The sequence below is a fragment of the Cedecea sp. FDAARGOS_727 genome (assembly GCF_012273235.1).
GTDB classification, from domain to species: Bacteria; Pseudomonadota; Gammaproteobacteria; order Enterobacterales; family Enterobacteriaceae; genus Cedecea; species Cedecea davisae.
Window position 1 is genome coordinate 4,406,592 of sequence record NZ_CP050966.1, and the last position, 23,243, is coordinate 4,429,834.

The 23,243-nt window shown below is 56.1% G+C and carries 18 protein-coding genes; 6 read left to right on the forward strand and 12 right to left on the reverse strand.

Going from position 1 to position 23,243, the window contains the following annotated elements; genetic code table 11:
• Window positions 1–37: 37 nt before the first annotated feature.
• From FOC35_RS20665 to FOC35_RS20675, 3 genes are all read right to left on the reverse strand, one after another.
• Window positions 38–1,732: a methyl-accepting chemotaxis protein gene (locus tag FOC35_RS20665; protein WP_172570055.1), complete on the reverse strand. Its 1,695-nt coding sequence runs from the start codon at window positions 1,730–1,732 to the stop codon at window positions 38–40.
• A gap of 133 nt (window positions 1,733–1,865) precedes the next feature.
• On the reverse strand, window positions 1,866–3,515 hold the full coding sequence (locus FOC35_RS20670) for a bifunctional diguanylate cyclase/phosphodiesterase (RefSeq protein ID WP_016536316.1): 1,650 nt from the start codon (window positions 3,513–3,515) through the stop codon (window positions 1,866–1,868).
• Between the two features lie 103 nt (window positions 3,516–3,618).
• Window positions 3,619–3,870 (reverse strand): HTH domain-containing protein, encoded by a 252-nt coding sequence (locus tag FOC35_RS20675; protein ID WP_016536315.1) that lies wholly within the window; start codon window positions 3,868–3,870, stop codon window positions 3,619–3,621.
• Window positions 3,871–4,091: 221 nt separating this feature from the next.
• On the opposite strand from FOC35_RS20675, the gene FOC35_RS20680 reads away from it, so the two are divergent.
• A complete protein-coding gene (locus tag FOC35_RS20680) occupies window positions 4,092–4,313 on the forward strand; it encodes a hypothetical protein (protein ID WP_147293928.1) in 222 nt (73 codons plus the stop codon).
• On the opposite strand, the gene FOC35_RS20685 is transcribed toward FOC35_RS20680, so the two are convergent.
• Window positions 4,302–4,814, reverse strand: coding sequence for a GNAT family N-acetyltransferase (locus tag FOC35_RS20685; protein WP_172570056.1), 513 nt, complete (start codon window positions 4,812–4,814; stop codon window positions 4,302–4,304). The genes FOC35_RS20680 and FOC35_RS20685 overlap by 12 nt on opposite strands.
• A 189-nt stretch (window positions 4,815–5,003) precedes the next feature.
• Here FOC35_RS20685 and FOC35_RS20690 point away from each other — a divergent pair, with 189 nt between their 5' ends.
• Complete coding sequence (locus FOC35_RS20690; protein ID WP_172570057.1) at window positions 5,004–7,301, forward strand: FdhF/YdeP family oxidoreductase; 2,298 nt, start codon at window positions 5,004–5,006, stop codon at window positions 7,299–7,301.
• Between the two features lie 66 nt (window positions 7,302–7,367).
• Entirely contained in the window at window positions 7,368–8,024 is a 657-nt protein-coding gene (locus FOC35_RS20695; RefSeq protein ID WP_172570058.1) for an O-methyltransferase, read from the forward strand.
• 776 nt (window positions 8,025–8,800) lie between these two features.
• On the opposite strand, the gene hrpA is transcribed toward FOC35_RS20695, so the two are convergent.
• Window positions 8,801–12,700 carry an ATP-dependent RNA helicase HrpA gene (gene hrpA / locus FOC35_RS20700; RefSeq protein ID WP_172570059.1) on the reverse strand — a complete coding sequence of 1,300 codons (3,900 nt, stop codon included), beginning with the start codon at window positions 12,698–12,700 and terminating at the stop codon, window positions 8,801–8,803.
• 213 nt (window positions 12,701–12,913) lie between these two features.
• Here hrpA and azoR point away from each other — a divergent pair, with 213 nt between their 5' ends.
• Window positions 12,914–13,519, forward strand: a complete 606-nt coding sequence (gene azoR / locus FOC35_RS20705) for an FMN-dependent NADH-azoreductase (protein WP_172570060.1) — start codon at window positions 12,914–12,916, stop codon at window positions 13,517–13,519.
• Between the two features lie 113 nt (window positions 13,520–13,632).
• Here azoR and paaY read toward each other — a convergent pair whose 3' ends face one another.
• The 7 genes from paaY to FOC35_RS20740 all read right to left on the reverse strand — a co-directional run bounded on the left by paaY (window position 13,633) and on the right by FOC35_RS20740 (window position 20,209).
• Window positions 13,633–14,229 (reverse strand): phenylacetic acid degradation protein PaaY, encoded by a 597-nt coding sequence (gene paaY / locus FOC35_RS20710; RefSeq protein WP_172570061.1) that lies wholly within the window; start codon window positions 14,227–14,229, stop codon window positions 13,633–13,635.
• A gap of 9 nt (window positions 14,230–14,238) precedes the next feature.
• Window positions 14,239–15,168: a phenylacetic acid degradation operon negative regulatory protein PaaX gene (gene paaX / locus FOC35_RS20715; protein WP_172570062.1), complete on the reverse strand. Its 930-nt coding sequence runs from the start codon at window positions 15,166–15,168 to the stop codon at window positions 14,239–14,241.
• Between the two features lie 135 nt (window positions 15,169–15,303).
• Window positions 15,304–16,482, reverse strand: a complete 1,179-nt coding sequence (locus FOC35_RS20720; protein ID WP_172570063.1) for a glycoside hydrolase family 5 protein — start codon at window positions 16,480–16,482, stop codon at window positions 15,304–15,306.
• 89 nt (window positions 16,483–16,571) lie between these two features.
• Window positions 16,572–17,387, reverse strand: a complete 816-nt coding sequence (locus FOC35_RS20725) for a DUF2861 family protein (RefSeq protein ID WP_172570064.1) — start codon at window positions 17,385–17,387, stop codon at window positions 16,572–16,574.
• Window positions 17,384–18,043 carry a response regulator transcription factor gene (locus FOC35_RS20730; RefSeq protein ID WP_172570065.1) on the reverse strand — a complete coding sequence of 220 codons (660 nt, stop codon included), beginning with the start codon at window positions 18,041–18,043 and terminating at the stop codon, window positions 17,384–17,386. The genes FOC35_RS20725 and FOC35_RS20730 overlap by 4 nt, the downstream gene beginning before the upstream one ends.
• Window positions 18,033–19,448 carry a DUF3404 domain-containing protein gene (locus FOC35_RS20735; RefSeq protein ID WP_172570066.1) on the reverse strand — a complete coding sequence of 472 codons (1,416 nt, stop codon included), beginning with the start codon at window positions 19,446–19,448 and terminating at the stop codon, window positions 18,033–18,035. The genes FOC35_RS20730 and FOC35_RS20735 overlap by 11 nt, the downstream gene beginning before the upstream one ends.
• Window positions 19,449–19,498: 50 nt before the next feature.
• Window positions 19,499–20,209, reverse strand: coding sequence for a YnfC family lipoprotein (locus FOC35_RS20740; RefSeq protein ID WP_172570067.1), 711 nt, complete (start codon window positions 20,207–20,209; stop codon window positions 19,499–19,501).
• Window positions 20,210–20,314: 105 nt separating this feature from the next.
• Between FOC35_RS20740 and FOC35_RS20745 the strand changes: the two genes are divergently transcribed.
• Together FOC35_RS20745 and ynfE are read left to right on the forward strand one after the other, a co-directional pair.
• Entirely contained in the window at window positions 20,315–20,587 is a 273-nt protein-coding gene (locus tag FOC35_RS20745) for a DUF1161 domain-containing protein (RefSeq protein ID WP_039898202.1), read from the forward strand.
• Window positions 20,588–20,802: 215 nt separating this feature from the next.
• Complete coding sequence (gene ynfE, locus FOC35_RS20750; RefSeq protein WP_172570068.1) at window positions 20,803–23,238, forward strand: selenate/tellurate reductase subunit YnfE; 2,436 nt, start codon at window positions 20,803–20,805, stop codon at window positions 23,236–23,238.
• Window positions 23,239–23,243 lie beyond the last annotated feature (5 nt).

Sequence of the window (23,243 nt, forward strand, 5' to 3'; positions counted from 1 at the left end):
GCGGCGAGCCGTTGCGAACGCCGCCCGGTTGATGCCGTCAGAAGGTTTCCCAGTTATCGGCGGAGACGGCGACCGGACGAGCAGGTGCACCTTTAGCGGCGGGCGCAACATAGCCGCTTTTAGGCTGTGAAGATAAGCCAGCTTTCAGGCGGAAGGTCCCTACGGCCTCGGTCAAGCGAGCGGCCTGTTCTTCGAGTGATACCGCAGCTGCGGATGCCTCTTCCACCAGCGAAGCGTTCTGCTGGGTCACATTGTCCATTTCATGAATTGCCTGGCCAACCTGCAAAATTCCCCGGCTTTGTTCGTCGGAGGCGGCGGCTATTTCCAGCATAATATCCGTCACGCGGCGCACGGCTTCGACGATGCCGGTCATTGTCGCTCCTGCCTGGGCTACCTGCCGCGAGCCATCATCAACCAACGATACTGACTCGCTGATTAACCCTTCAATTTCTTTGGCCGCCTGGGCGCTGCGCTGCGCCAGGGTGCGAACTTCGGTAGCAACAACGGCAAAGCCTCGTCCCTGCTCGCCCGCCCGTGCAGCCTCAACCGCGGCGTTGAGCGCCAGGATATTAGTCTGGAAGGCGATGCTATTAATGACCGCGGTTATTTCGGAGATTTTCTTCGAGCTGGCGGAGATATTATCCATCGTGCTGACCACGCCAGAAACGATACGCCCGCCGTCGCTGGCTTTTTTCGAGGCGTCTTCGGCAAGCTTAGTCGCATGGTGCGCGTTGTCCGCATTCTGCTTCACCGTGGCGGTAAGCTGCTCCATGCTGGCGGCCGTTTGCTCAATCGCAGAGGCCTGCTGTTCAGTACGGGAAGAGAGATCGCTGTTGCCCGCAGAGATTTCGCTTGACCCCTGGTAGATAGCCTCTGCGCCCTCGCGTACCGAGCTCACGGTAGTGACCAACTGCTGCTGCATATGTTGCAGATGCTGGCTTAGTTTGCCGATTTCGCTGTTGCCGCAGGCTTCTTCGGGCTGCGTCAGGTCACCGGTGGAGATATGTTCAATTCGCAATGCCGCTCTTTGCAGCGGACCGATAACAACCCGGCGCAGCATGATAAAGGTAAATACCGTCATAAAAAGCGCGAGGCCAAATGCTCCGGCCATTAGCGCCACGCTCAGACGAGTACGGCTCTCGGCTTCTGTCCGCAGCAGATTTGCCCGCTCGGTGCGGATAGCAACGGCCTTCTGAAGTTTGTCGCTGTAGTCGTTATCAAGCTTGCGCACCACTTCGCTTTCGTGAGTGATGATCGCCTCAAACATGCCGTTTTTGGCAAACTTCAGCATCGGCTTCATCCCTTTTTCAAGGTAGGCCGCAAAGTTATCCTGTAGCGCCTTGTCCAGCGCCTGATCGGCTGGCGTTTTTACCTGCCGGGCCATATAGGTATTAAAGCCCTGCTGAGCCTGCTTAATTAACGCTTCTGCATTGGCATTATTCAGCTTCACCTGGTCCATATCCGCCACGCGGCTCGCCGCCCCGGCGTTAATCAGGTTAATACGCGCCGAGCGCAGATGGTTAACGCTGTCCGCAATCCCCATTCGCACCTGAATCTCTTCCGTCACGTCCTGCAAAGCCTGGTCACTTTGCACCAGGAAATAGCTGGCGAAGCCGATACACAGCGCAAACAGCAGCAGAATGCCGCCAAGAATAGAAGAAAACAGCGGCACCAGCCTGATGTGATGCCAGAAACGCACGCCGCCTTGTGGGGTCAGAGTTTTTATCGACATATCCGTGACTCGCTTTGCAAAGGGAAATCCCTTCCCGGGTCATCGGCCCCGTCGGGGAAAAACATTACGCGCTACGTCACAGATTTGAGTTAATGCCGCTAAATAACGTCCGGATAGTTAAGCAGATCACACCTTAGCGATGAATATTCTTGATATCGACCGGTTGGCCAAACAGGAATCCCTGAATCTCGGTGCAGCCCTCTTCTTCCAGAATGCGCAACTGCTCGCTGGTTTCTACGCCTTCGGCAATCAGCGGGGTATTGATCGAATTGCCCAGCGAGATTATCGCGCGCACAAAGGAGCGAGCCTGGAAGTTGCTTTCCACGTTGGTGAGGAAGCTACGATCCAGCTTGATAACGTCGAAATGAAACTCCCGCAGGGTACTCAACGAAGAGTAGCCGGTGCCGAAGTCGTCCAGCGCGATGCTGATGCCCATTTTCTGGAACTGATGCAGAATGTTAAACGTCAGCTTTTTGTTCACGATAAAGGCGGTTTCGGTCACCTCGAACTCCAGCAGCGTCATCGGCCACGCGGTGCGCATTAAAATCTCGCGCACGTTGTCGATAAAGCTCAGGTTTCGCAGCTGTACCGGAGAGATATTGATCGAGATTTTCTTGTCGATTTTATTGGCCAGCGACTCTTTGCACACCGTCTCGATAACCCAGTAACCGAGCGGAACAATTGCACCGCTCTCCTCGGCGACCGGGATAAATACATCCGGCGGAATAAGCCCGTGCTCGGGGTGATTCCAGCGCAACAGGGCTTCATAACCGGTGATGGCCTTATCCTTCAGCGAGCGTTTTTCTTGATAATGAATGAAAAACTGCCCTTCTTTCAGGCCGCGTCGAATGTCTGCCGCCATCAGGTTACGCAGGCGCGTCTTCTCATCCATGTCTTTTTCGTACCAGCAAATCTTGTTATCCAGATTGGCTTTGGCGCGGTACATAGCAAGATCTGAATTACTGATAAGCGTGTTGATGTCCGTGGCGTCGTCGGGGTAAACCGCCACGCCGATGCTGGCGCTAACGAGAATATCGCTGTGGGCGAAAGTTTGCCTGCCCACAAAACAGCCGTGCAGGCGCTCGGTGAAATTACGCAGCTCGTCATCGTGGTTATAGGGCTTGGCCGCAACAAACTCATCGCCGCCAAAGCGGGCAACGATCTCGTCCTTTTCAATCGCCTTCAGCACCGAAGCAGACACGCGCTGTAGCAGTTGGTCGCCCACGAGATGACCTTCCGTATCGTTAATTTCTTTAAATTTATCCAGGTCAACGGTGCAAATTGCGATGTGGTTATAGTCGGACTCGGTAAACAATTTTTCGACAAAAGAGAAAAATTCGACCCGGTTCGGCAGGCCGGTTAGCGCGTCATAGCGGGCAAGCCACGACATTTTGTCGATGACCACTTTCTGCTCGCTGACGTCGCGGGTGATTTTAGCGAAGCCAAGTAATGCCTGGTTGTCGTCATAAACAGCGTCGATAACCACATGAGCCCAGAAGCGGGTGCCATCTTTGCGATAGCGCCATCCCTCGCCTTCAAACTTGCCGTGTTTCAGGGCGATGGTCAGATTCCGCGCCGGCAGGCCGTTTTCCTGCTCGGCCTCGCTATAGAAGATACCGAAATACTGCCCCACAACTTCCTCACGCTGATACCCTTTTGCCCGCAGCGCGCCCTCATTCCAGGTTGCGACCGTGCCATCAATATTTAGCATGTAGATAGCGTAATCTTTAACGCTCTCCACAAAGTGACGATAGGCGATATCAGTTAAGCTTTCAGTACTCATCTTGCCCTTGGGTTAATTGTGGTTTTCATTAATAAAAAGAAAAATTTACCGCATTATCGGCAGCGTAGCTATGAAGCTTTATGCGTTCACCCCTCTGGTGAAATCAATTTTTACGCTTTACCCGCAACAGATAATTTTCCATCTGCTGGGTCACTTCCCGGCTCAGCGCGTACTGATCGTCGCCGACATGATAAACATAGTTGCTGAGCCGCCGGAGATCCCGGTAAATCGTGCGTTCGCTTACGCCAAATTTGCTGGCCAGTTGATGACGGGACACGCGCTCGCAGCTCAGCATTTCACAAAAGATACCGGCAATCCGGTCCGCCAGCAGCGTGTTTTTTTCGGGGGGGGTCATGAGTGTTTCTCCCGCAAGTAGGTGTCAGGAATATTAGCGCAGTCAGATGACAGGTCTTGTCACCCGCTGTCAGAATATATCGCGCGACAGCAAAGTAATTATGATGCAACTTTTTGACAAGATTAGATTTTTTTGAGCAAAAACAGAGCAGCCGTGGAGATCGGACGACATGTCGCTGGCTTTGCGGGTTATAATCGCCCCCCACAATGAGCTAACAGACGATGACAGTGAGCAAACATCGGGTAACGAGACCAGACGAAATAGAGATGAAGCGGCGGGCCTGGCATCAGGCGCGGCGAGCCATTCTGTGCGCACGGCCGGATGAATCTCCCTTAACGCCGCCCGCCACGCTGTACGAAGAACTGGCTATCGGCTACCACATTCGCCAACTGAGCAAGTTGCAGCGCTGGTTTAAGGAAAGAGAACTGCCCTTACCCGAGTAAATAACGCATTGCGCAACGCGGTAACACCATCAGCCCTTCCTCCTGCTGGTGCCGCAAACATTCCGCCAGTTCCGCAGAAAGTTCATGCGTTTCAACCCTCTCGAAGCCGTGCCGCCGATACCATGGCGCATTCCACGGCACATCCCGATAAGTCGTCAGCGTAACCTCCTTAACGTTCAGGCGCCTGGCGTGTTCGAAAACGGCTTCCAGTAGCGCGGTTCCCACTCCGGCACGCTGGAAATCCGGATGAGTGGAGATCTCGGCCAGATAGAGAGAATCCTGCTGCATCTGACAGTAGCAAAATCCCATAATCGGCCCTTCGCTTCCGGCTACCAGCCAGGAAAGATTTTGCTCTATGGCACGGCGATGCGTCGTAGCGTCCGTCACGCCTGCCTGCGCCAGGAAAGCCAATTCGGGCGCGCTCAAAAAAAGCCGGGCCGCCGCGGCTTCAACTCGCCGTAGCGCTTCGATATCTCCGATAGTGCTGGCTCGTAAAATCATTGTCGATGTCCTTATGCTTACCGCCATACGAGTGTCGATTCTAACAGGCTTAGGGGTGAATCCCGGCCGTTTCGTTGACGGCGGATTGATGCTTTGCTCTTTCACTAATGTTAATCAGGAGTAAACTAAAGGTAAGCAACCTAACTGTGTTATTGCGCAACGCTAACCATAACAAGTGACACCTGCCATATGAAATTCAAATCAGCGATTAAGCCTTACCAGGCCGCAGCGGGCGGCTGGGGCTCTCTTGAAGCGACGACCCGCTTCGTTATCGACAGCAAGCATGCCCTGAAAAATCTGCGCAATTTGTTGCGCATGAACAAAGCCAAAGGCTTCGACTGCCCGGGATGCGCCTGGGGCGATGATAACAAAAGCACCTTCAGCTTCTGCGAAAACGGCGCAAAAGCCGTGACCTGGGAAGCCACCCGCCGTTTCATTGATAACGAGTTTTTTGCCCAGCACAGCGTGAGTAAACTTTACCAACAAAGCGATTACTTCCTGGAATACCAGGGCCGCCTCACCGAGCCGCTAAGCTACAACTCCGAAACGGACCATTACGAACCCATAAGCTGGGCCAGCGCGCTGAGAATGATTGCGCAACATATCGTCCAGATGGACAACCCAAATCAGATCGAGCTTTACACCTCGGGGCGCGCCAGCAATGAGGCCTCTTATCTCTATCAGCTGTTTGGCCGCATGCTGGGAACGAACAACTTCCCGGATTGTTCGAATATGTGCCACGAAGCCAGCGGCAGCGGCCTGAAGCGCAGCATCGGCGTAGGCAAAGGCACCATCAGCCTCGACGATTTCGATAAGGCGGACGCCATTTTCGTCTTCGGCCAGAACCCCGGAACCAACCACCCGCGCATGCTGCACAGCCTGCGCCATGCGGCGGAAAATGGCGCTCAGATTGTCACTTTTAATACCCTGCGCGAACGCGGCCTTGAGCGTTTTGCGGACCCGCAAAAACCGCTGGAAGTTGTCACCTCGCTGGCGGGAACCATCAGCACAAACTATTACCAGCCTAATCTGGGCGGCGATATGGCCGCCCTGCGCGGAATGGCAAAAGCGCTGCTGGAAACTCATCGCCGACGGATTACCGATGGCGAAGACGGAATTTTTGATCTTGAGTTTATTGCCGCGCATACCCACGGCGTAGAGCAGTGGTTTGCCGCCATTGATAACACCAGTTGGGAACACATTACTCGCCAGTCGGGGCTTAGCGAACTCCAGCTGCGCGACGCGGCAGCGGTCTGGCAGCAGTCAAAACGAGTGATAATCACTTGGGCGATGGGCATAACCCAGCACAAGCATTCGCTGAATACCGTGCGCGAAATCGTCAACCTTCAGCTGCTTGGCGGCCATCTTGGCAGGGCTGGCGCGGGCCTGTGCCCGGTACGTGGCCACAGCAACGTGCAGGGCAATCGCACGATGGGTATTGATGAAAAGCCGCCCGCAAGCCTGCTCGACAGCCTGGCGCAACACTTCAACTTCGAGCCTCCACGCGAGCACGGCCACAATACCGTTGAAGCGCTGGCCGCCATGCTGCGCGACGAAGTGAAAGTGCTTATCGCCCTGGGCGGTAATCTGGCCGCTGCGGCACCGGACAGCCCGCGCACCGAGGAAGCCATCAGCCGCTGCGACCTGACCGTTTTCATCAGCACCAAGCTCAATCGCAGCCACCTGGTTCCGGGCAAAGCCTCACTTATTCTGCCAACGCTCGGGCGTACCGAGGAGGATATGCAGGTTTCCGGCCGCCAGTTCGTCACGGTGGAAGACTCGTTCAGCATGGTGCACGCTTCCGAAGGCATCGGGAAACCCATTGCCGCGACTCAACGTTCGGAAACTGCAATTGTCGCCGGCATTGCCGACGCGGTATTAGGCAGGAGCCAGCTAGACTGGCTGGAACTGGCGGATGACTACAATCTGATCCGCGACCATATCGCCGCTACGCTGCCGGGCTTTAAAGACTTTAACCAGCGCTGTGAACACCCCGGCGGTTTCTACCTGGGTAATGCTGCGGCAGAACTGCGTTTTAACACTCCGACGGGCAAAGCAGAATTTTGTGCAGCACCGCTGCCCGATTCGCTCTGGCAAGACGTGGAAGCCCCGTTCACCCTGCAAACTCTGCGCTCTCACGACCAGTACAACACCACGATTTACGGGCTGGACGATCGCTATCGCGGCGTTTACGGCCAGCGGAAAGTGCTGTTTATTCATCCCGATGATATGGGTGACCTGGGGCTGAACGACGGCGATAGAGTCGATATTGAGACCATCTGGCACGACGGCATTACCCGTAAAGTGAGCGGCTTCAAGCTGGTTGCCTACGACATTCCACGCGGCAATCTCGCGGCCTATTACCCCGAAACCAACCCGCTGGTGCCGCTCGGCAGCGTGGGCGACGGCACGGGAACGCCAACTTCAAAATCTGTACCGGTCAAAATCAGCCGCAGTGAAGAAACTGAAACCCGACGTATTGCCTGACCTGGAATAACAGCCCTCTCCCCACAAGGGAGAGGGAGAAAGCTCTCTCTTAACGTGGAGTAAGCCATGCAGAAACAATGGTCCGATGTTGATGAGTATCTTGTCTGTTCTTTAATCCCCACCGATTCCGTTTTCCAACAAATCCTCGAAAATAATTACGCCGCAGGGCTACCCGCCCACGATGTAGCCCCCAACCAGGGGAAATTCCTTCAGTTGCTGGTGGAGATAACCGGCGCGCGCAAAATCCTCGAAATTGGTACTTTGGGAGCGTACAGCTCGGTCTGGATGGCGCGAGCGCTACCGGCTGGCGGCAAGCTGGTCACGCTTGAGGCTGACCCTCACCACGCGGAAGTTGCGCAAAAGAACATTCAGCTGGCAGGCCTTGAAACTATTATCGATCTGCATATCGGTCCGGCGGCAGAAACGCTTGCGCATTTGGGCGGTGAAGCGCCGTTTGATTTGATTTTTATTGATGCAGATAAACCCAACAACCCGGTTTATCTTGAATGGGCTCTGAAATACTCCCACCCCGGCACGCTAATTATTGGCGACAACGTAGTGCGCGACGGTGAGGTTGCCAACCCCGAAAGCGGCGATGACCGCGTTCAGGGCGTGCGAACGTTTATAGAAATGATGGGTAATAACCCTCGCCTTTCCGTCACCGCGCTACAAACGGTCGGCAGCAAAGGCTGGGATGGTTTTACGCTGGCCCGGGTGTTGTGAAAAAGGATTATCCTTTGTGTGAGAGGCTGTGTTAGCGGCAATGAATTGGCCCGGCGGGGGGGGGTTACAGCCGTTTATGCTAATCCGGAGGGGATTCCGTTCACTTCCAGCGCTGCTTCATATGCGGCCACCGAACCGGTGAACGTCTCAGGGGAGTCACCGTCACTCCCCCGAGACCCCGGACTCCCGGCGAGATAAATCGCCGCAAGCGGTAAACCTCCGTTTTATCTCCCAGCCCTGGGTCGGCTGAGATGCGTTCCCGACGCTCACAGCCTCCGCCCGCTCCCGGCGTTCGGACCCTGGTCAGTCGGAGAGAACACGGAGACGATTTAAGCCGGAACAAGTGCCGCGCTTCAGGCTTGCAGCCACATTCCAACCCCACGTCGCGTTAGATTCAGCAGCCACGCCCTTGCCCCCGGCTCTCGTCGTCCCCGGCTTTGACCCAACTCAGGCGGGGTGGAGCTGCCAGGAGCAGCGAAAGAGAGCGATCGTCGGGAACGGATCGCGAACGACCCCGAATGTTTGGGTGATAGCCGGGGGTTTACCGCTTTAGCGGCGATGAGCTTGCCGGCGCCGGGGGTGGTCAGGGGGAATGGCGTAATTTCCCCTGACACGTTCACCGTTTTCTGAACGTGCAGGGAAAACAGATTTACCGGTGAACGGAACATAACCGTGCGTGCAGAGATTATCTCTTCAGGTTAAAGCCGTTTATGCCAATCCGAAGAGACTTCCGTTCACGCACTATCCCGCTGCCTATGTAAGGCGCACACGAAGACTTAAAGCGCTACCTGCTCCATGGCCTGCAAAATACGCTTATCGGAAATCGGATACGGGGTTCCCAGTTGCTGGGCAAAGTAGCTAACTCGCAGCTCCTCTATCATCCAGCGGATCTCCTGTACCTCTTCGTTTTCGCGGCTGGCCGGCGGCAGTTTGTTCAGCCACTGCTGCCACGCCTGCTGCACGTTTTCCACTTTCAGCATTTGCGCACGATCCCGGTGAGGGTCGATGGCCATCTTCTCCAGCCGCTTCTCGATAGCCTGCAGGTAACGCAGCGTATCGCCGAGGCGCTTATAGCCGTTGCCGGTAACAAAACCACGGTAAACCAGGCCGCTCATCTGGGCTTTAACATCCGACAGACCGAGCGCCATCGTCATGTCCACGCGCCCTTTCAGGCGTTTGTTGATGTTAAACACCGTCGTGAGGATCTGCTCAACCTGTTTGGCAATCTCAACCACCGTATCGTTAAGCTCGGCGCGCACTTTTTCATGCAGCGCGGCAAAGCCTTCCTCGCTCCATACCGGCCCGCCGTTTTGCGCAATCAGCTTGTCGATGCCGCAGGAAATGCAGTCGTCGATAAGCTCCAGCACCTTACCGTAAGGGTTGAAGTAGAGGCCGAGCTTCGCCTTGTTGGGCAGCTTCTCGTGCAGGTATTTCACCGGCGACGGGATGTTCAGCAGCAGTAAACGGCGCAGGCCGCGCCACATCGCCTGCTGCTGCTCGAGCGGGTTATCAAATAACTTGATTGCCACGCTCTCTTTTTCATCCACCAGCGCCGGGAAGGCCTTCATCCTGTAACTGCCGCGCTTTTGCTCGTAGCTTTCCGGCAATGAGCCAAAGCTCCAGATATGCAGCCCGCTCTGCTCGATGCCGTCATCCGCCACCGCAGACAGCGTTTGCTGTACTTTGTCTTTCAGGCCGCCCTTCAATTCGTGGAGGTCTTTACCTTCTTTCAGCTTTTTATTGTGCTCGTCCACCACCCGGAAGGTCATTTTCAGGTGATCGGGCACCTGATCCCAGTGCCAGTCTTCCCGGTCGATGGTCACGCCCGCCATACGGCGGAATTCGCGCTCCAGGCTGTCCAGCAGCGGCAGCTCCAGCGGCGTTGCGCGGCCTAAAAACGCTTCGGCATAGTTCGGGGCAGGAACAAAATTACGGCGTACCGGCTTCGGCAGCGATTTAATCAGGGCAATAATCAGCTCCCGACGCACGCCGGGGATTTGCCATTCAAAGCCGGATTCCTCAACCTGGTTAAGCAGCGGCAGCGGAATATGGACCGTGACGCCGTCGGCATCCGCGCCCGGCTCAAACTGATAGGTAAGCCGCAGTTTGAGGTTGCCCTGATGCCAGAAGTTCGGATAGTCCAGCTTGCTGACCTGCTCCGCGCCTTCCCTGATAAGCATACTTTTTTCGAAGTTCAGCAGATCGGGGGTTTCACGGCTGGCGGTTTTCCACCAGTTGTCGAAGTGGCGGGCGGAAATCACTTCATGAGAAATTCGCTGGTCGTAGAACTCAAATAGCGTTTCGTCATCCACCAGGATGTCCCGGCGGCGCGACTTATGCTCAAGATCCTCGATTTCCGCACGCAGTTTGAGATTCTCGCGGAAGAAGGCATGCCGGGTTTGCCAGTCGCCCTCCACCAGCGCGTGACGGATAAACAGCTCGCGGCACAGAGCGGGGTCAATCTGGCTGTAGTTGACCTTACGCGCGGCCACAATCGGCAGCCCATAAAGCGTCACTTTTTCCTGCGCCATCACCGCGCCCTGGGCTTTTTCCCAGTGTGGTTCGCTGTAGGAGCGTTTAATCAAATGCTGCGCCAGCGGCTCGATCCATTCCGGGTCGATACGGGCGGCTATGCGCCCCCACAGGCGGCTGGTTTCCACCAGCTCGGCGACCATCGTCCACTTCGGCGGCTTTTTGAATAAGCCCGAGCCGGGGAAGATGGAGAAGCGTGCATTACGCGCGCCGGTATATTCTTGTTTCTCAGTATCTTTCTGGCCGATATGCGACAGAAGCCCCGTCAGCAGCGCCGAATGCACGGAGCGGAAGTCCGCAGGCTCGCTGTTTACCGGCAGGCCAAGTTCTTTAACCACCTGGCGTAGCTGGGTGTAGATGTCCTGCCACTCGCGCACTCGCAGGTAATTGAGGAAATCCAGCTTGCACTGGCGGCGGAACTGGTTCGAAGAAAGTGCTTTTTGCTGCTCGCCGAGGTAGTTCCACAGGTTCACGTAAGCCAGGAAGTCTGACTCTTTGTCGTGGAAGCGACGATGTTTTTCGTCCGACGCCTGCTGCTTGTCCATCGGGCGTTCGCGCGGGTCCTGAATAGAGAGCGCTGACGTAATGATCATTACTTCGCGCACGCAGCCAAATTTTTGCGCCTCCAGCACCATTTTTGCCAGGCGCGGGTCAACCGGCAACTGGGCGAGCTGGCGACCGGACGCCGTTAGCTTATAAACGCTGTGATCTTCATCGCTGGTGATGGCCCCCAGCTCCTCCAGCAGGCGCACGCCGTCCTGGATATTGCGCTTGTCAGGCGCTTCAACGAACGGGAACGCCTGGATATCGCCAAGCCCCAGCGCCGTCATCTGCAAAATAACCGACGCGAGGTTGGTACGCAGGATTTCCGGGTCGGTAAATTCCGGGCGAGACAGGAAGTCATCTTCGGAATAAAGACGAATACAAATCCCTTCCGAAACGCGCCCGCAGCGGCCTTTACGCTGGTTAGCAGAGGCCTGAGAAACCGGCTCAATCGGCAGACGCTGCACCTTGGTGCGGTAGCTGTAGCGGCTAATACGCGCCGTACCGGGATCGATAACGTATTTAATGCCCGGCACGGTGAGCGAGGTTTCCGCCACGTTGGTTGCCAGCACAATACGGCGGCCAACGTGAGGCTGGAACACCCGGTTCTGCTCGCTGTTGGACAGGCGAGCATAGAGCGGCAGGATTTCAGTATGCGGCAGGTTCAGCTTCGTCAGCGCATCTGCCGTGTCGCGGATTTCCCGCTCGCCGCTCATAAAGATCAGGATATCGCCCGCGCTTTCGTGGCCCAGCTCGTCTACCGCATCAAAGATGGCCTGTAGCTGGTCGCGGTCGGTATCGTCGTTATCTTCCACCATCGGGCGGTAACGCACGTCCACCGGATAAGTCCGGCCGGACACCTCAATGATTGGCGCATTATTGAAGTGGCGCGAAAAACGCTCCGGGTCAATGGTTGCCGAAGTAATGATGATTTTGAGATCGGGACGCTTAGGCAGCAGTTCCCGCAGGTAGCCCAGCAGGAAGTCGATGTTCAGGCTGCGCTCGTGCGCCTCATCGATGATGATGGTGTCGTACTGCATCAGCAGCCTGTCCTGCTGGATTTCCGCCAGCAGGATCCCGTCCGTCATCAACTTGACCATGGTGTTGTCGCCAACGTGGTCGGAGAAGCGCACCTTATAGCCCACGCAGCCGCCCGGCTCGGTTTGCAGCTCTTCCGCAATGCGGTTTGCAACGGTACGCGCTGCAAGACGGCGAGGTTGCGTATGGCCTATCAGCCCTTTTATGCCCCGCCCCAGCTCCATGCAGATTTTTGGCAACTGGGTGGTTTTCCCGGAGCCGGTTTCCCCGGCCACGATAACCACCTGGTTGTCGCGTACCGCATTGAGGATGTCCTGCTTTTTCTGGCTTACAGGCAGATTTTCAGGATAGGTAATAGCCGGGCGCGCGGCTTCGCGCAGCAGAACCTTGCCTGCTGCGGCGTCTATTTCTGCGGCCAGGGAGTCGAATAAGGCCTGCTGAGAGTCAGCATTTTTGATCTTCTTTGCGCCGTGCAGGCGGCGGGAGAAGCGTTGTCTGTCGCGGAGCATCAGCCCGTCAAGGCGCGCAAACAAAGAGGACAGCGAGTGTTTTATGGTTTCCATTTTTTCTATCTTTATTTCGCTACCGGGCACAACCGGTTAAGTCATGGCTCTGATTTCCGCTATTTTACCACACCACGATTTAGAGCGCCTTGTTCAATAAATTCGAATTTAGGGTTCGATATATTGCGCTATCACTGTAATCAGATTGTGAATACATTAACTCTCAGCGAACGGGCACAACGCCCGACTGACCAAACACTAAGGAATCACTCCATGAGCAAAGTATTAGTTCTGAAATCCAGCATCCTGGCAGGTTACTCACAGTCCAACCAGCTGTCCGACTATTTTGTTGAACAATGGCGTGAAAAGCACAGCAACGACGAAATTACCGTTCGTGACCTGGCGGCAAACCCAATTCCTGTGCTGGATGGTGAACTAGTTGGCGCGCTGCGTCCTTCCGATGCGGCTCTGACTCCGCGTCAGCAGGAAGCTCTGGCGTTATCTGACGAGCTGATTGCAGAACTGAAAGCGCACGATGTGATTGTTTTCAACGCGCCGATGTACAATTTCAACATCCCAACTCAGTTGAAAAACTACTTTGACCTGGTCGCTCGCGCTGGCGTCACTTTCCGCTACACCGAGAAAGGCCCTGAAGGCCTGGTGACCAGTAAACGTGCTCTGGTTGTGACCAGCCGCGGCGGCATCCACAAAGATACCCCGACCGACCTGCTGGTGCCTTATCTGAACGTATTCCTGGGCTTCATCGGCATCACCGACGTGAACTACGTGTTCGCTGAAGGCTTCGGCTACGGCCCGGAAGTTGCGGCTAAAGCGCAGACTGATGCAAAAGCAGCTATCGACAGCATCGTTGCTGCGTAATATTTACTTCCCGAGTGGCTGACCCTCTCCCTGGAAGGGAGAGGGGATAAACAATATTCTCCAAACCTGTTTTCCCCCTCGCCCCTTTGGGGAGAGGGTTGGGGTGAGGGGAATTAACCGCTTTTCTTAGGCTGGTGCAAATCCTCAAACACCAGACGTTTACGCCCCGCCTCTACCTCACGCAGCGGCTCGACCTGATGCATCGTTTGCTGGCAGCGAATCACTAAATCCTGATACTCCTTCGTTCCCTGCTTTTTCCATTCCAGCTCTTCCGGTCTTAACTCGCGAATCGCTTTCGCCGGGCTGCCGATAATCATCGTATTGGCCGGAAACTCCGCTTTGCCTTTAACGAAGGCCGCCGCGCCGACGATAGAATTCTCGCCAATTTGCGCCCCGTCGAGGATTACCGCGTTCATGCCGATTAGCGCATTCTTACCGATGCGGCATCCATGAAGAATTGCGCCGTGGCCGATGTGGCCGTCCTGCTCCACCACCGTATCCTGCTCCGGGAAGCCGTGCATCACGCAGTTATCCTGCACGTTAGCGCCATCTTCGATGATAATGCGCCCAAAGTCGCCGCGCAGGCTGGCATTGGGGCCAATATAGACTCGGTGGCCCAGGATTACGTCGCCAATCAGCACCGCCGTGGGATGCACGTAGCTGTCTTCCGGGACAACCGGCGTCAGGCCATCAATCTGGTAAACAGGCATAAAGGCTCCTTAAGAGTGATTGAGTCCGCCAAAACGCTGCAAATAGCCATTGCCCGGCACCGGCAGAGAGCCAACCGAGGTTTCCCCCAGTTCGCTGACATAAGCCAGCGCGCCTGGCGCAACGCGTTGGTAGATATTGATACAAAGCTGGCGTGCGCTCTGCCCCAGCCAGTGCGGCGGCAGCAGTTCATCCGGCAGAAGCGGATCTTTCAGCACTACGCGGCGGTAGAAGTGAATCAGCAGCAATTGGATCTGGAAGCAGCGCCGGGGAGTAAGTTCTTCGCTTCCGGCCTCGCGCAGCAGCGGCAACAGCGGGCGGAAGGAGCTGATAAATTCGGCGTAGCGTTCGTTTTTGTCGGTCAGCAGCCAGCACTCTTCCACCCGAGACTTTAGCGCGGCGCGGGAGGTTTGCAGCGGAGAATCGGCTTCAAAGCAGATAACCTGTTCGGCCACGCCCGCCTCATGCAGCAGGCTTTGAATATCCGCCAGGCTCTGCGAAGGAGAAGCCATCAGGCTCGGAGCCAGGGCGCCAAACCCCTGCCAGATCAGCTGTTTTTTTACCTGCTGGAGAGTGCTTTTATCCAACCCCTCGGACAGCAGCAGCAGCCACTTCCCGTCCCAGGCGGGCTGCCCGGCACGGTAAATTTTTGACTCGGCGCGGCGCGACATGCGCTGGCCTAAATCCGTCAGGCGATAAAAACTCCGACGCCCCACCCGCTCCACATCCAGCCAGCCTTCTTTATTCAGGCGAAACAGTGAGGTTCGAACAAAGCGTTCGCCAAAGCCGAGCGGCTCCAGCATTGCCGCCAGGCTACCAAGCCAGATTTCTCCTCCCCGGTGCGCCAGCGCATCGCCGTACAAAGAGACAATCAGCGAGGTGCCGCTAATGGGAACCGCGCTGACCGCCTGCTGAATAAACTGATCGAGTTTGCCGCTCATCCTGTCTCGCCGCCGTGGTTAAATTTGCCAGCGAAAAACATAACATAAATAAAGCGGCGAAAAATCATTGCATTAGAAAATGTGATTCAGAATAGTCGCTGACTCAATTCAGCCTGAACCACTTAATCATCCGCGTTAGTGACTCAACCTGCGGCTAATCGGCTCGAACTCAGGCGTCGCACGGCGCGGCAAAGTATCCGGCTGCTGTTTATCCATCGCCTGCCAGTAAGACCAGGGCACCTTGCCTTTGCCCAACTCGTAATCCATTCCGTCCCAGGCGTCCTCCCGGAAGCTGTAAAACGCCCAGTGGGCCTGGGTTTTATCCAGCACGGTGAGCACATCCTCAAGATATTGGCGACAGCCGTCCAGCTGGCGAATACAGCCAAATTCCCCGGCTACCATACGATTTTGCTCAATGCCCCGCTGTTTTGCCCATACGAAAGGCTGCTGTAAATACTCGGCAACGCGCCCGGCATCCCATTTTTCCTTCCCTCCGGCAAAAGGCACTACGCCGGGATAAGCATAGGGCTTAGCTCGTTTCAGGTTAGGCGCGCTGGTGGCGTCGTACGGTTCGTACATATGGAAGCTGTACAGCACCCGCTTGTCAGCGAGCGCGTGCGGCCAGTAGCTAAAGGCGTCCGCCGCTGCATACCAGCCGCTATCGACCATAATTGGCGTATTCGGGTCCACTTCGCGAATCGCTTTAATGACGGTCTGGTAGAACTCCGGCAGATCCCGCGCCGTGCCCTGATGTTCTTTATACCAGGCCAGCATCTCTTGCGGCGAAGCGTGCTCTTTCAGGCCGCCGCGCTTTTCAGGTGCCGGTTCATTAACCAGGTTGTAGGCCCCCACCGCCGGGTTATCTTTCAACTCTTTTGCCAAGTCACGCCAGAAAGCAGCGCTCTGCTGCCAGTAATGTTTATCCTGCCAGAGCCGGTCGTCGAAACGGCCGCCGTTGTTTTGCGACCAGCGCATGCCGGGCAGCGAAAGCGGCGTGATGACCACTTTCAGCCCGGCGGCGTGAGCCCGGGCCAGCGTATCCTTAAGCGTTTGCAGATCCTGCTTCATCAGGCCCTGATAATTGTCGGCATTGCCAATCAAAAAATCGCGCTGTTCCGGCTGCCATTTATCCCACGAAAGCCGCACCCAGCTTGCGCCGTAGCCTTTTAGGGCGGAAAAGTAAGCTTCCGTTGGTGCAAGGCGATTAAAGCTGTTACCGCCGTGCTGCGGCGTGTTCCAGAAGGCGATATTGTCGACGGCGAAGGCCGAAGAGGAAAGCAGCGCGAGGCTGGCCAGCAGGGGTTTTAATTTCATGGCAAATATCCCGTTAATAAAAGAGATGCCAGTATTGCCGGTTAACTCAGAGCAATTGTCAGAGGAATGTCAGGATTACGGCCCGGCCGCTAGTTTTGTAATGTTGCCAGCGGCCCGGCAAGGCGATGCTCGGTGCGCACGGTTACGCTACCCCGGTTTTCAGCGCTGACCACCGCAACCGTTGCCCATAAATTTTCTACCGGCTCCGCGGGCCAGGCCACCAGCGCCATTTTGTCGCTGCGCTGCCACCATACCTGGCTGTAGTCATCCCGTTTAAGCAGCGACTGCTCAAGCCACGGCTCCGGGCAAGACGCCGCAACCTGCGATGTATGGAGGATTATTCTATGCCCCTGAAGCTGAGCCTGGCTCAGGCCGTTAATGCCCTGCAAAGCCAGAGACTGCCGCCATTGTTGGCCGCCGCTGGAAACGGTGAGTAAATAAACGCCTTCGTTAAACGGCTGGTTAAATTCCTCACTCTCAACGCGAAATTCCCCCTCTGGTTCGTACTCTACCCTCATCGAGGAAAGTGCCTCTTTGCCTTCGGGCAGAAGCAGCGAAACCCGCAAGTCGTGGCGCGGGCTATTGCCGCTGAGGGTAATGCGGTATATGCGGCTTAGCGGCATATCGCGCTGCATCAGCGTCAGCGTGATGTCATCCAGCCACGCCGGAACCGCCGAAGGGAGATCTTTGCCGCATTGATGGCTCACCGCGGCATTAAGCGCCTCCTTCCACGCCTGGCGCTGTGCATGGCTGTTCAACCGAGGCCAAACATCTGTCAACTGGCCGTAGGCAAGGTCACCACGCTGGTTAAATAGCTGATGATAAACCGGCTCCAGCGGCGTTTCCGGCAGCGCGGCTTGCAGGTTTAAAGGAAAGAGTAAGGCGGCTATCAGGCGTAATTTCATTCCATCCGCTCCAGCCGGTAGCCAATGCCTCGGACGCTGGAGATCGGCAGTCCGGGGAGCTTCTGACGCAGTTGCAAAATATGCGTGTCCACCGTTCTGGTGGAAGGAAAGCTCTGGTAACCCCAGACCTGGTTTAACAGCTCGTCTCGCGTGAACACCCGCCCGGCCATCTGCACCAGCATCGCCAGAAGCGAAAACTCCGTTGCCGTTAGCGCCACATCATTTTGCTGCCAGCGCGCAACCTGCCGCGCCGGAACCAGAGTAAGTTCGCCGCAAACCAGCACGCCCTCGCCCAATGGGCGCAGCTGAGCGCGAATGCGGGCCAGCAGCTCAACGTGAGCAAAAGGTTTGCTGATGTAGTCCCGCGCTCCGGCTTCAAGCCCGGCCACTCGCTCTTCTACGCTGACTCTTGCCGTCAGGACGATGACCGGCAGAGCTTTCCTGGCAAGCCACTGGGGCAGCAGGCGCAGGCTGTCGCCGTCCGGAAGCTGCCGGTCGAGAATAGCCAAATCCGCCAGATACCAATAATCGGGCACCTGTTCCGAACCGCGTAGCCAGCGGCAGGTAAATCCTTCCTGCCGCAAAAATGCCGCCAGCCCCTCGCCAAGCGCAGGATCGTCTTCAATCAATAACAGCGAGGGGGTATTAGCTGACATCGCAAGGAAGCTCCAGGGTAAAAGTGGTTGGCGAAGCGCTAAAAGTCAGCCTGCCGTTCAGGCGGCGGGAGACTCGCTGGACGATGGTCAGCCCCAGTCCAAGGTTATTGTTTGACCAGCGCATGCGGCGCGAGTTTAGCAGCGGGTTTTTACTCATCCTTCCGGCATCACTGACCAGGAAAAGCAGGCTCGTTTTGCTTCTGCGCACGGTTAAGCGCACGGGGGCGGCTCCGTGACAAAAGGCATTATCCAGTAAATTCGTCAGGCAGAGACTGCTCCAGTATAGCGCTACGCTAACCGTCATATCTTCTTCAAGGCAGTAAATCAGGCCGTCCCGTGTTGCACAAAGATTATCCAGCCACTCGCTGAGCTGTACCCGGGCTGGAGCCTCCAGCGCCTCACGCTGATGCTCCGCTATAAGATAATGCTTGCTGGTTTCGGCCATCTGGCGCATGCGCTGTAATGTATCTGCCAGAGCAACAAAATTAAGCTGCGCCCGGTCAGGGAGCTGGTCAAAGTCGCGGCGAAAATGCTCAACAACATTGCTAAGCTGGGCGATTGGCGTGCGCAGTTCGTGGGTCAACATTTGAGTAATAAAACGCTGCCGCTCGCGTAACCGGCGGCGCTGCCAGCCCATCCACGCAAGACCAGCGGCGGCAAAAATTGCCAACAAAACAAACAACCAGCGCCAGACATCGCGATACCCGTCATTAGCGTTGGCGCATAATGCCCCGAGGCGGACATCACAGCGCCCTCCCGCACTCACCAGTTCAAGCCCGGCCTGCTTAGCCAGCGGCTGCCAGACTGGTTGTTCATAGCGCTGCCATTGCTGGCGGCTAAGGTGCCACAGCTCGCCGTTTTGCAACAGCCAGCGCTGCCCGCCGACCAGCGCCTCAAGATTGTCATCGGAAAGTGTTCCCACGCCGCCCAGGCTACCGGGTCTTTCCCGGACATGCAGAGCGTTTTGCAACGCCGCTGCCGCATCAGGATGGCGCAAAATATAGTGCCACGCGCTGCTTCCTCCGAGCGGATAAACAGGATGCGTGTTAAACCACGACGCTGGCGGCCTGCCTGCCTGGCACAGCGCCTGAACGAAAGGTAAAACCGATTCTGGAAGTGAGGGACCGGAAACGCAGCGATTGTCAAACTGATAAAGCGCGCTCAGGTCGGCAGCTGAATATGCCTGAAACTGAGGATACATTGATTCAGGCTTTAGCAGCGCAGGATCCAGCTGTTGCAGAGCCTGTAGCGGCACCTGCGCCGCAGGGCTGGCTTTTTCTAACGCCGCGCTAAACTGGCTCACCCCGGCGGCAAGTTCAGCCGCGTGCGCCGCCGGAGCCAACAACAAGCCCAGGCACCAACAGAACAACAATGAACGAAGTATCAGGGCAAACCGCTGGGCCACGAGCAGCACCTTAATTTTTAAACGTGGGTTGGGCGGCAAACGCGCCGCTATCAATAATACTCGATAGTATTTTTAATCGTATAACGCACGGTGGTTGGCGGCGTTACGGTTTCATCGGTCATATCCAGATCGCAGGACAGCGGGTTGAAATGCCTGTCGTAGTCGCAGCTTTGCTTGGCCATCCCGATGTTTTTACCGTTCAGCGTAGTCACCGCGCTGTAATCCAGCTTTTTCTTTTTGTCGGTTCCGGCCTTCGCAATAATCGCCAGCTCGCTCTCTTTGGCTTTGGATATCTTGCCCAGCGGATAGCCTTCATCGTCATATTTATAGTCGATCTGGACATCTTTACCCCGGGCAACCGTGACGAAACCATTGTCATCCGTATCGTAGCTGATGCCCACCTTAGGCAGCCCGGCAAGCTGGCATTTCCCCTGCAACTCCACGCGTTTTTCGTGACTAACGGCGTCAATGTAGTAATTCGCATCCAGCGCCAGCGCAGCGCCGCTATTGTTCTCAAGATCGTGAAACTCAAGGCTGTCGAAGCAGCCTTCCTGCGACAACACGCCGCTAACCCGCTTCACCACTTCGCCCTTTTCGTTTATCAGCGTCTGGCTAAAATCCTTTACCGGCCCGCGCAGCGGATCGAAGTCGAACTCGTTAGAAAAACTGGCCATTTCCGGCGTATACGCCTGCGGCGACTGCGAGTTGTCACATCCGACAAGCCCGAAAACCAGCGCACCAGAGATAATGATTTTCTTCACGTTTTGCCGCTCTCCTGTTTGGTGTCATAACATGATATAAGCAAATACAACCCTTTACACTAAAAGCGCTATTCTTATAGTTCACCTCAACATAAGGAAGAGATGATGAAACGTTCCGTTTGGTTAAGCACGATACTGCTGATCGCTGCCGCCCCGGCGTTGGCCGCGCAAGGCAGCTGCGAAAGAGTGAAAGCGGATATCCAGCAACGTATTATTAATAACGGCGTGCCTGAGTCCGGATTTTCGCTAACCATCGTTCCGAACGATCAGGCAGACAAGGCCGGCGGCCAGGTTGTTGGCCACTGCGCTAACGATACTCAAAAAATTGTTTATACCCGCATCGCGGGCGGCGCCGCAGCTGAAAACGAGCCTCAGTAATCTCCAGTGGGGCCCGCTGCGCCCTGCTTTCCCGCAATTTCCCCCGCAGACTGCCCTAACTTTGATTGGCGTTAATAACCTCTACTCCTAAATAAGTAACACTCTTGCCGGAGTGAATATTCGCCCGTTAAGCGGCGAGACTCTACCGCAATCATCAACCCTAAATTTCAAAAAAATAACGTCTTCCACGCGACAAAACAGTCATGGAGTGAGCGATGTCGAATCTCAACAATCCGGGCGGGATTAGCCGCCGCAGCCTGGTAAAATCTTCCGCTATAGGCGGCCTGGCGCTTGCCGCCGGCGGTATTTCACTGCCGTTTGCTTTACGCAGCGCCGCAGCCGCTGTTGCCGGTGCCGTCTCCCAGGAAGATAAAGTGGTCTGGGGAGCCTGTTCGGTCAACTGCGGCAGCCGCTGCGCGCTGCGTCTGCACGTCCGCGATGAAGAGGTCTACTGGGTCGAAACCGATAATACCGGGCTGGATAACTATGGCGACCATCAGGTTCGCGCCTGCCTGCGTGGGCGCTCCATTCGCCGCCGCATCAACCACCCGGAACGCCTGAATTACCCGATGAAGAGAGTGGGCAAGCGCGGCGAAGGGAAGTTCGAGCGCATCAGTTGGGATGAGGCACTAGACCTCGTCAGCAGCAGCCTGAAGAAAACCGTTGAAAAGTACGGTAACGAAGCGGTCTATATCAACTACTCTTCCGGCGTGGTCGGCGGCAACATAACCCGCTCCTCGCCTTACGCCTCGCTGGTTGCCCGGCTGATGAATTGCTACGGCGGCTTCCTGAGCCATTACGGCACTTACAGCACGGCACAAATCGCCTGCGCGATGCCATACACCTACGGCAGCAACGACGGCAACAGCACCTCGGATATCGAAAACAGCAAACTGGTCGTGCTCTTTGGCAATAATCCAGCGGAGACCCGCATGAGCGGCGGCGGCATCACCTATTATCTGGAGCAGGCCCGCGAACGCTCCAATGCACGCATGATAGTCATCGACCCGCGTTACACCGATACCGCCGCCGGGCGGGAAGACGAGTGGATACCTATCCGCCCAGGCACAGACGCCGCGCTCGTCGCCGGGCTTGCCCACGTTTTAATCAGCGAGAATCTGGTTGACCAGCCGTTCCTCGATAAATATTGCGTTGGGTATGACGAGAAGACGCTGCCCGCGGGTGCGCCCGCAAACGGGCACTACAAGGCGTATATTCTCGGCCAGGGCGAAGACGGCGTTGAAAAAACGCCTCAGTGGGCAGCCACGATTACCGGCATCCCTGCCGACAAGATAATCAAACTGGCTCGTGAAATAGGCAGCGCTAAACCAGCCTATATTGCTCAGGGCTGGGGCCCGCAGCGCCAGGCGAACGGCGAACTGACCTCCCGCGCGATTGCCATGCTGCCGATTTTGACCGGCAACGTCGGGATTAACGGCGGCAACAGCGGCGCCCGTGAGTCCACCTACACCATCACCATTGAGCGTATGCCGGTGCTGGAAAACCCGGTGAAAACGCAGATTTCCTGCTTCAGCTGGACGGACGCTATTGTTCGTGGCCCGGAAATGACCGCCAAACGCGACGGCGTGCGCGGCAAAAATAAGCTGGACGTGCCGATAAAGTTCATCTGGAACTATGCCGGTAATACCATCATCAACCAGCACTCCGACATCAATAAAACCCACGATATTTTGCAGGACGACAAGCAGTGCGAAATGATTGTGGTTATCGAAAACTTTATGACCTCTTCGGCGAAGTACGCCGATATCCTGCTGCCGGACCTGATGACGGTGGAACAGGAAGACATTATTCCCAACGACTACGCGGGCAATATGGGCTACCTGATTTTTATTCAGCCCGCCACCGCGCCTAAGTTCGAGCGTAAACCGATTTACTGGATGATGAGCGAAGTGGCAAGGCGGCTTGGCCCTGACGTTCACCAGGCGTTTACCGAAGGAAGAAGCCAGAGCGAATGGCTGCGCCATTTGTACGCTAAAATGCTCGCCAAAGATCCGTTGCTGCCGTCCTACGAGGCGCTGCGCGAAATGGGTATTTATAAACGTAAAGACCCGGCGGGCCACTTCGTGGCTTACAAAAAATTCCGCGAAGACCCGGCGGCCAATCCGCTCAAGACGCCCTCCGGAAAAATTGAGATCTATTCGAGCAGGCTCGAGGAAATTGCCGGTAACTGGGAGCTGGAAAAAGATGAAACCATCAGCCCGCTGCCGGTTTATGCCTCTACCTTTGAAGGCTGGGACGACCCGCAGCGCGGCGATTATCCTCTCCAGCTGTTTGGCTTCCATTACAAGGCCAGAACGCATTCAACCTACGGCAATATTGACGTGCTCCAGGCCGCCGCACGCCAGGAAGTCTGGATCAACCCAATAGATGCGCAGAAACGCGGGATTACCAGCGGAGACAAAGTCAGCGTGTTCAACGGGCGCGGCGAGGTGTATATCGAAGCCAAAGTCACCCCTCGCATCATGCCGGGCGTAGCGGCCATGGGCCAGGGCGCCTGGCACGATGCCAACATGAGCGGCGACAGAATCGACCGCGGGGCCTGCATTAACACCCTGACCACGCATCGTCCTTCGCCGCTGGCCAAAGGCAACCCGCAGCACACCAATCTGGTCGAGATTAGAAAAATTTAAGGAAG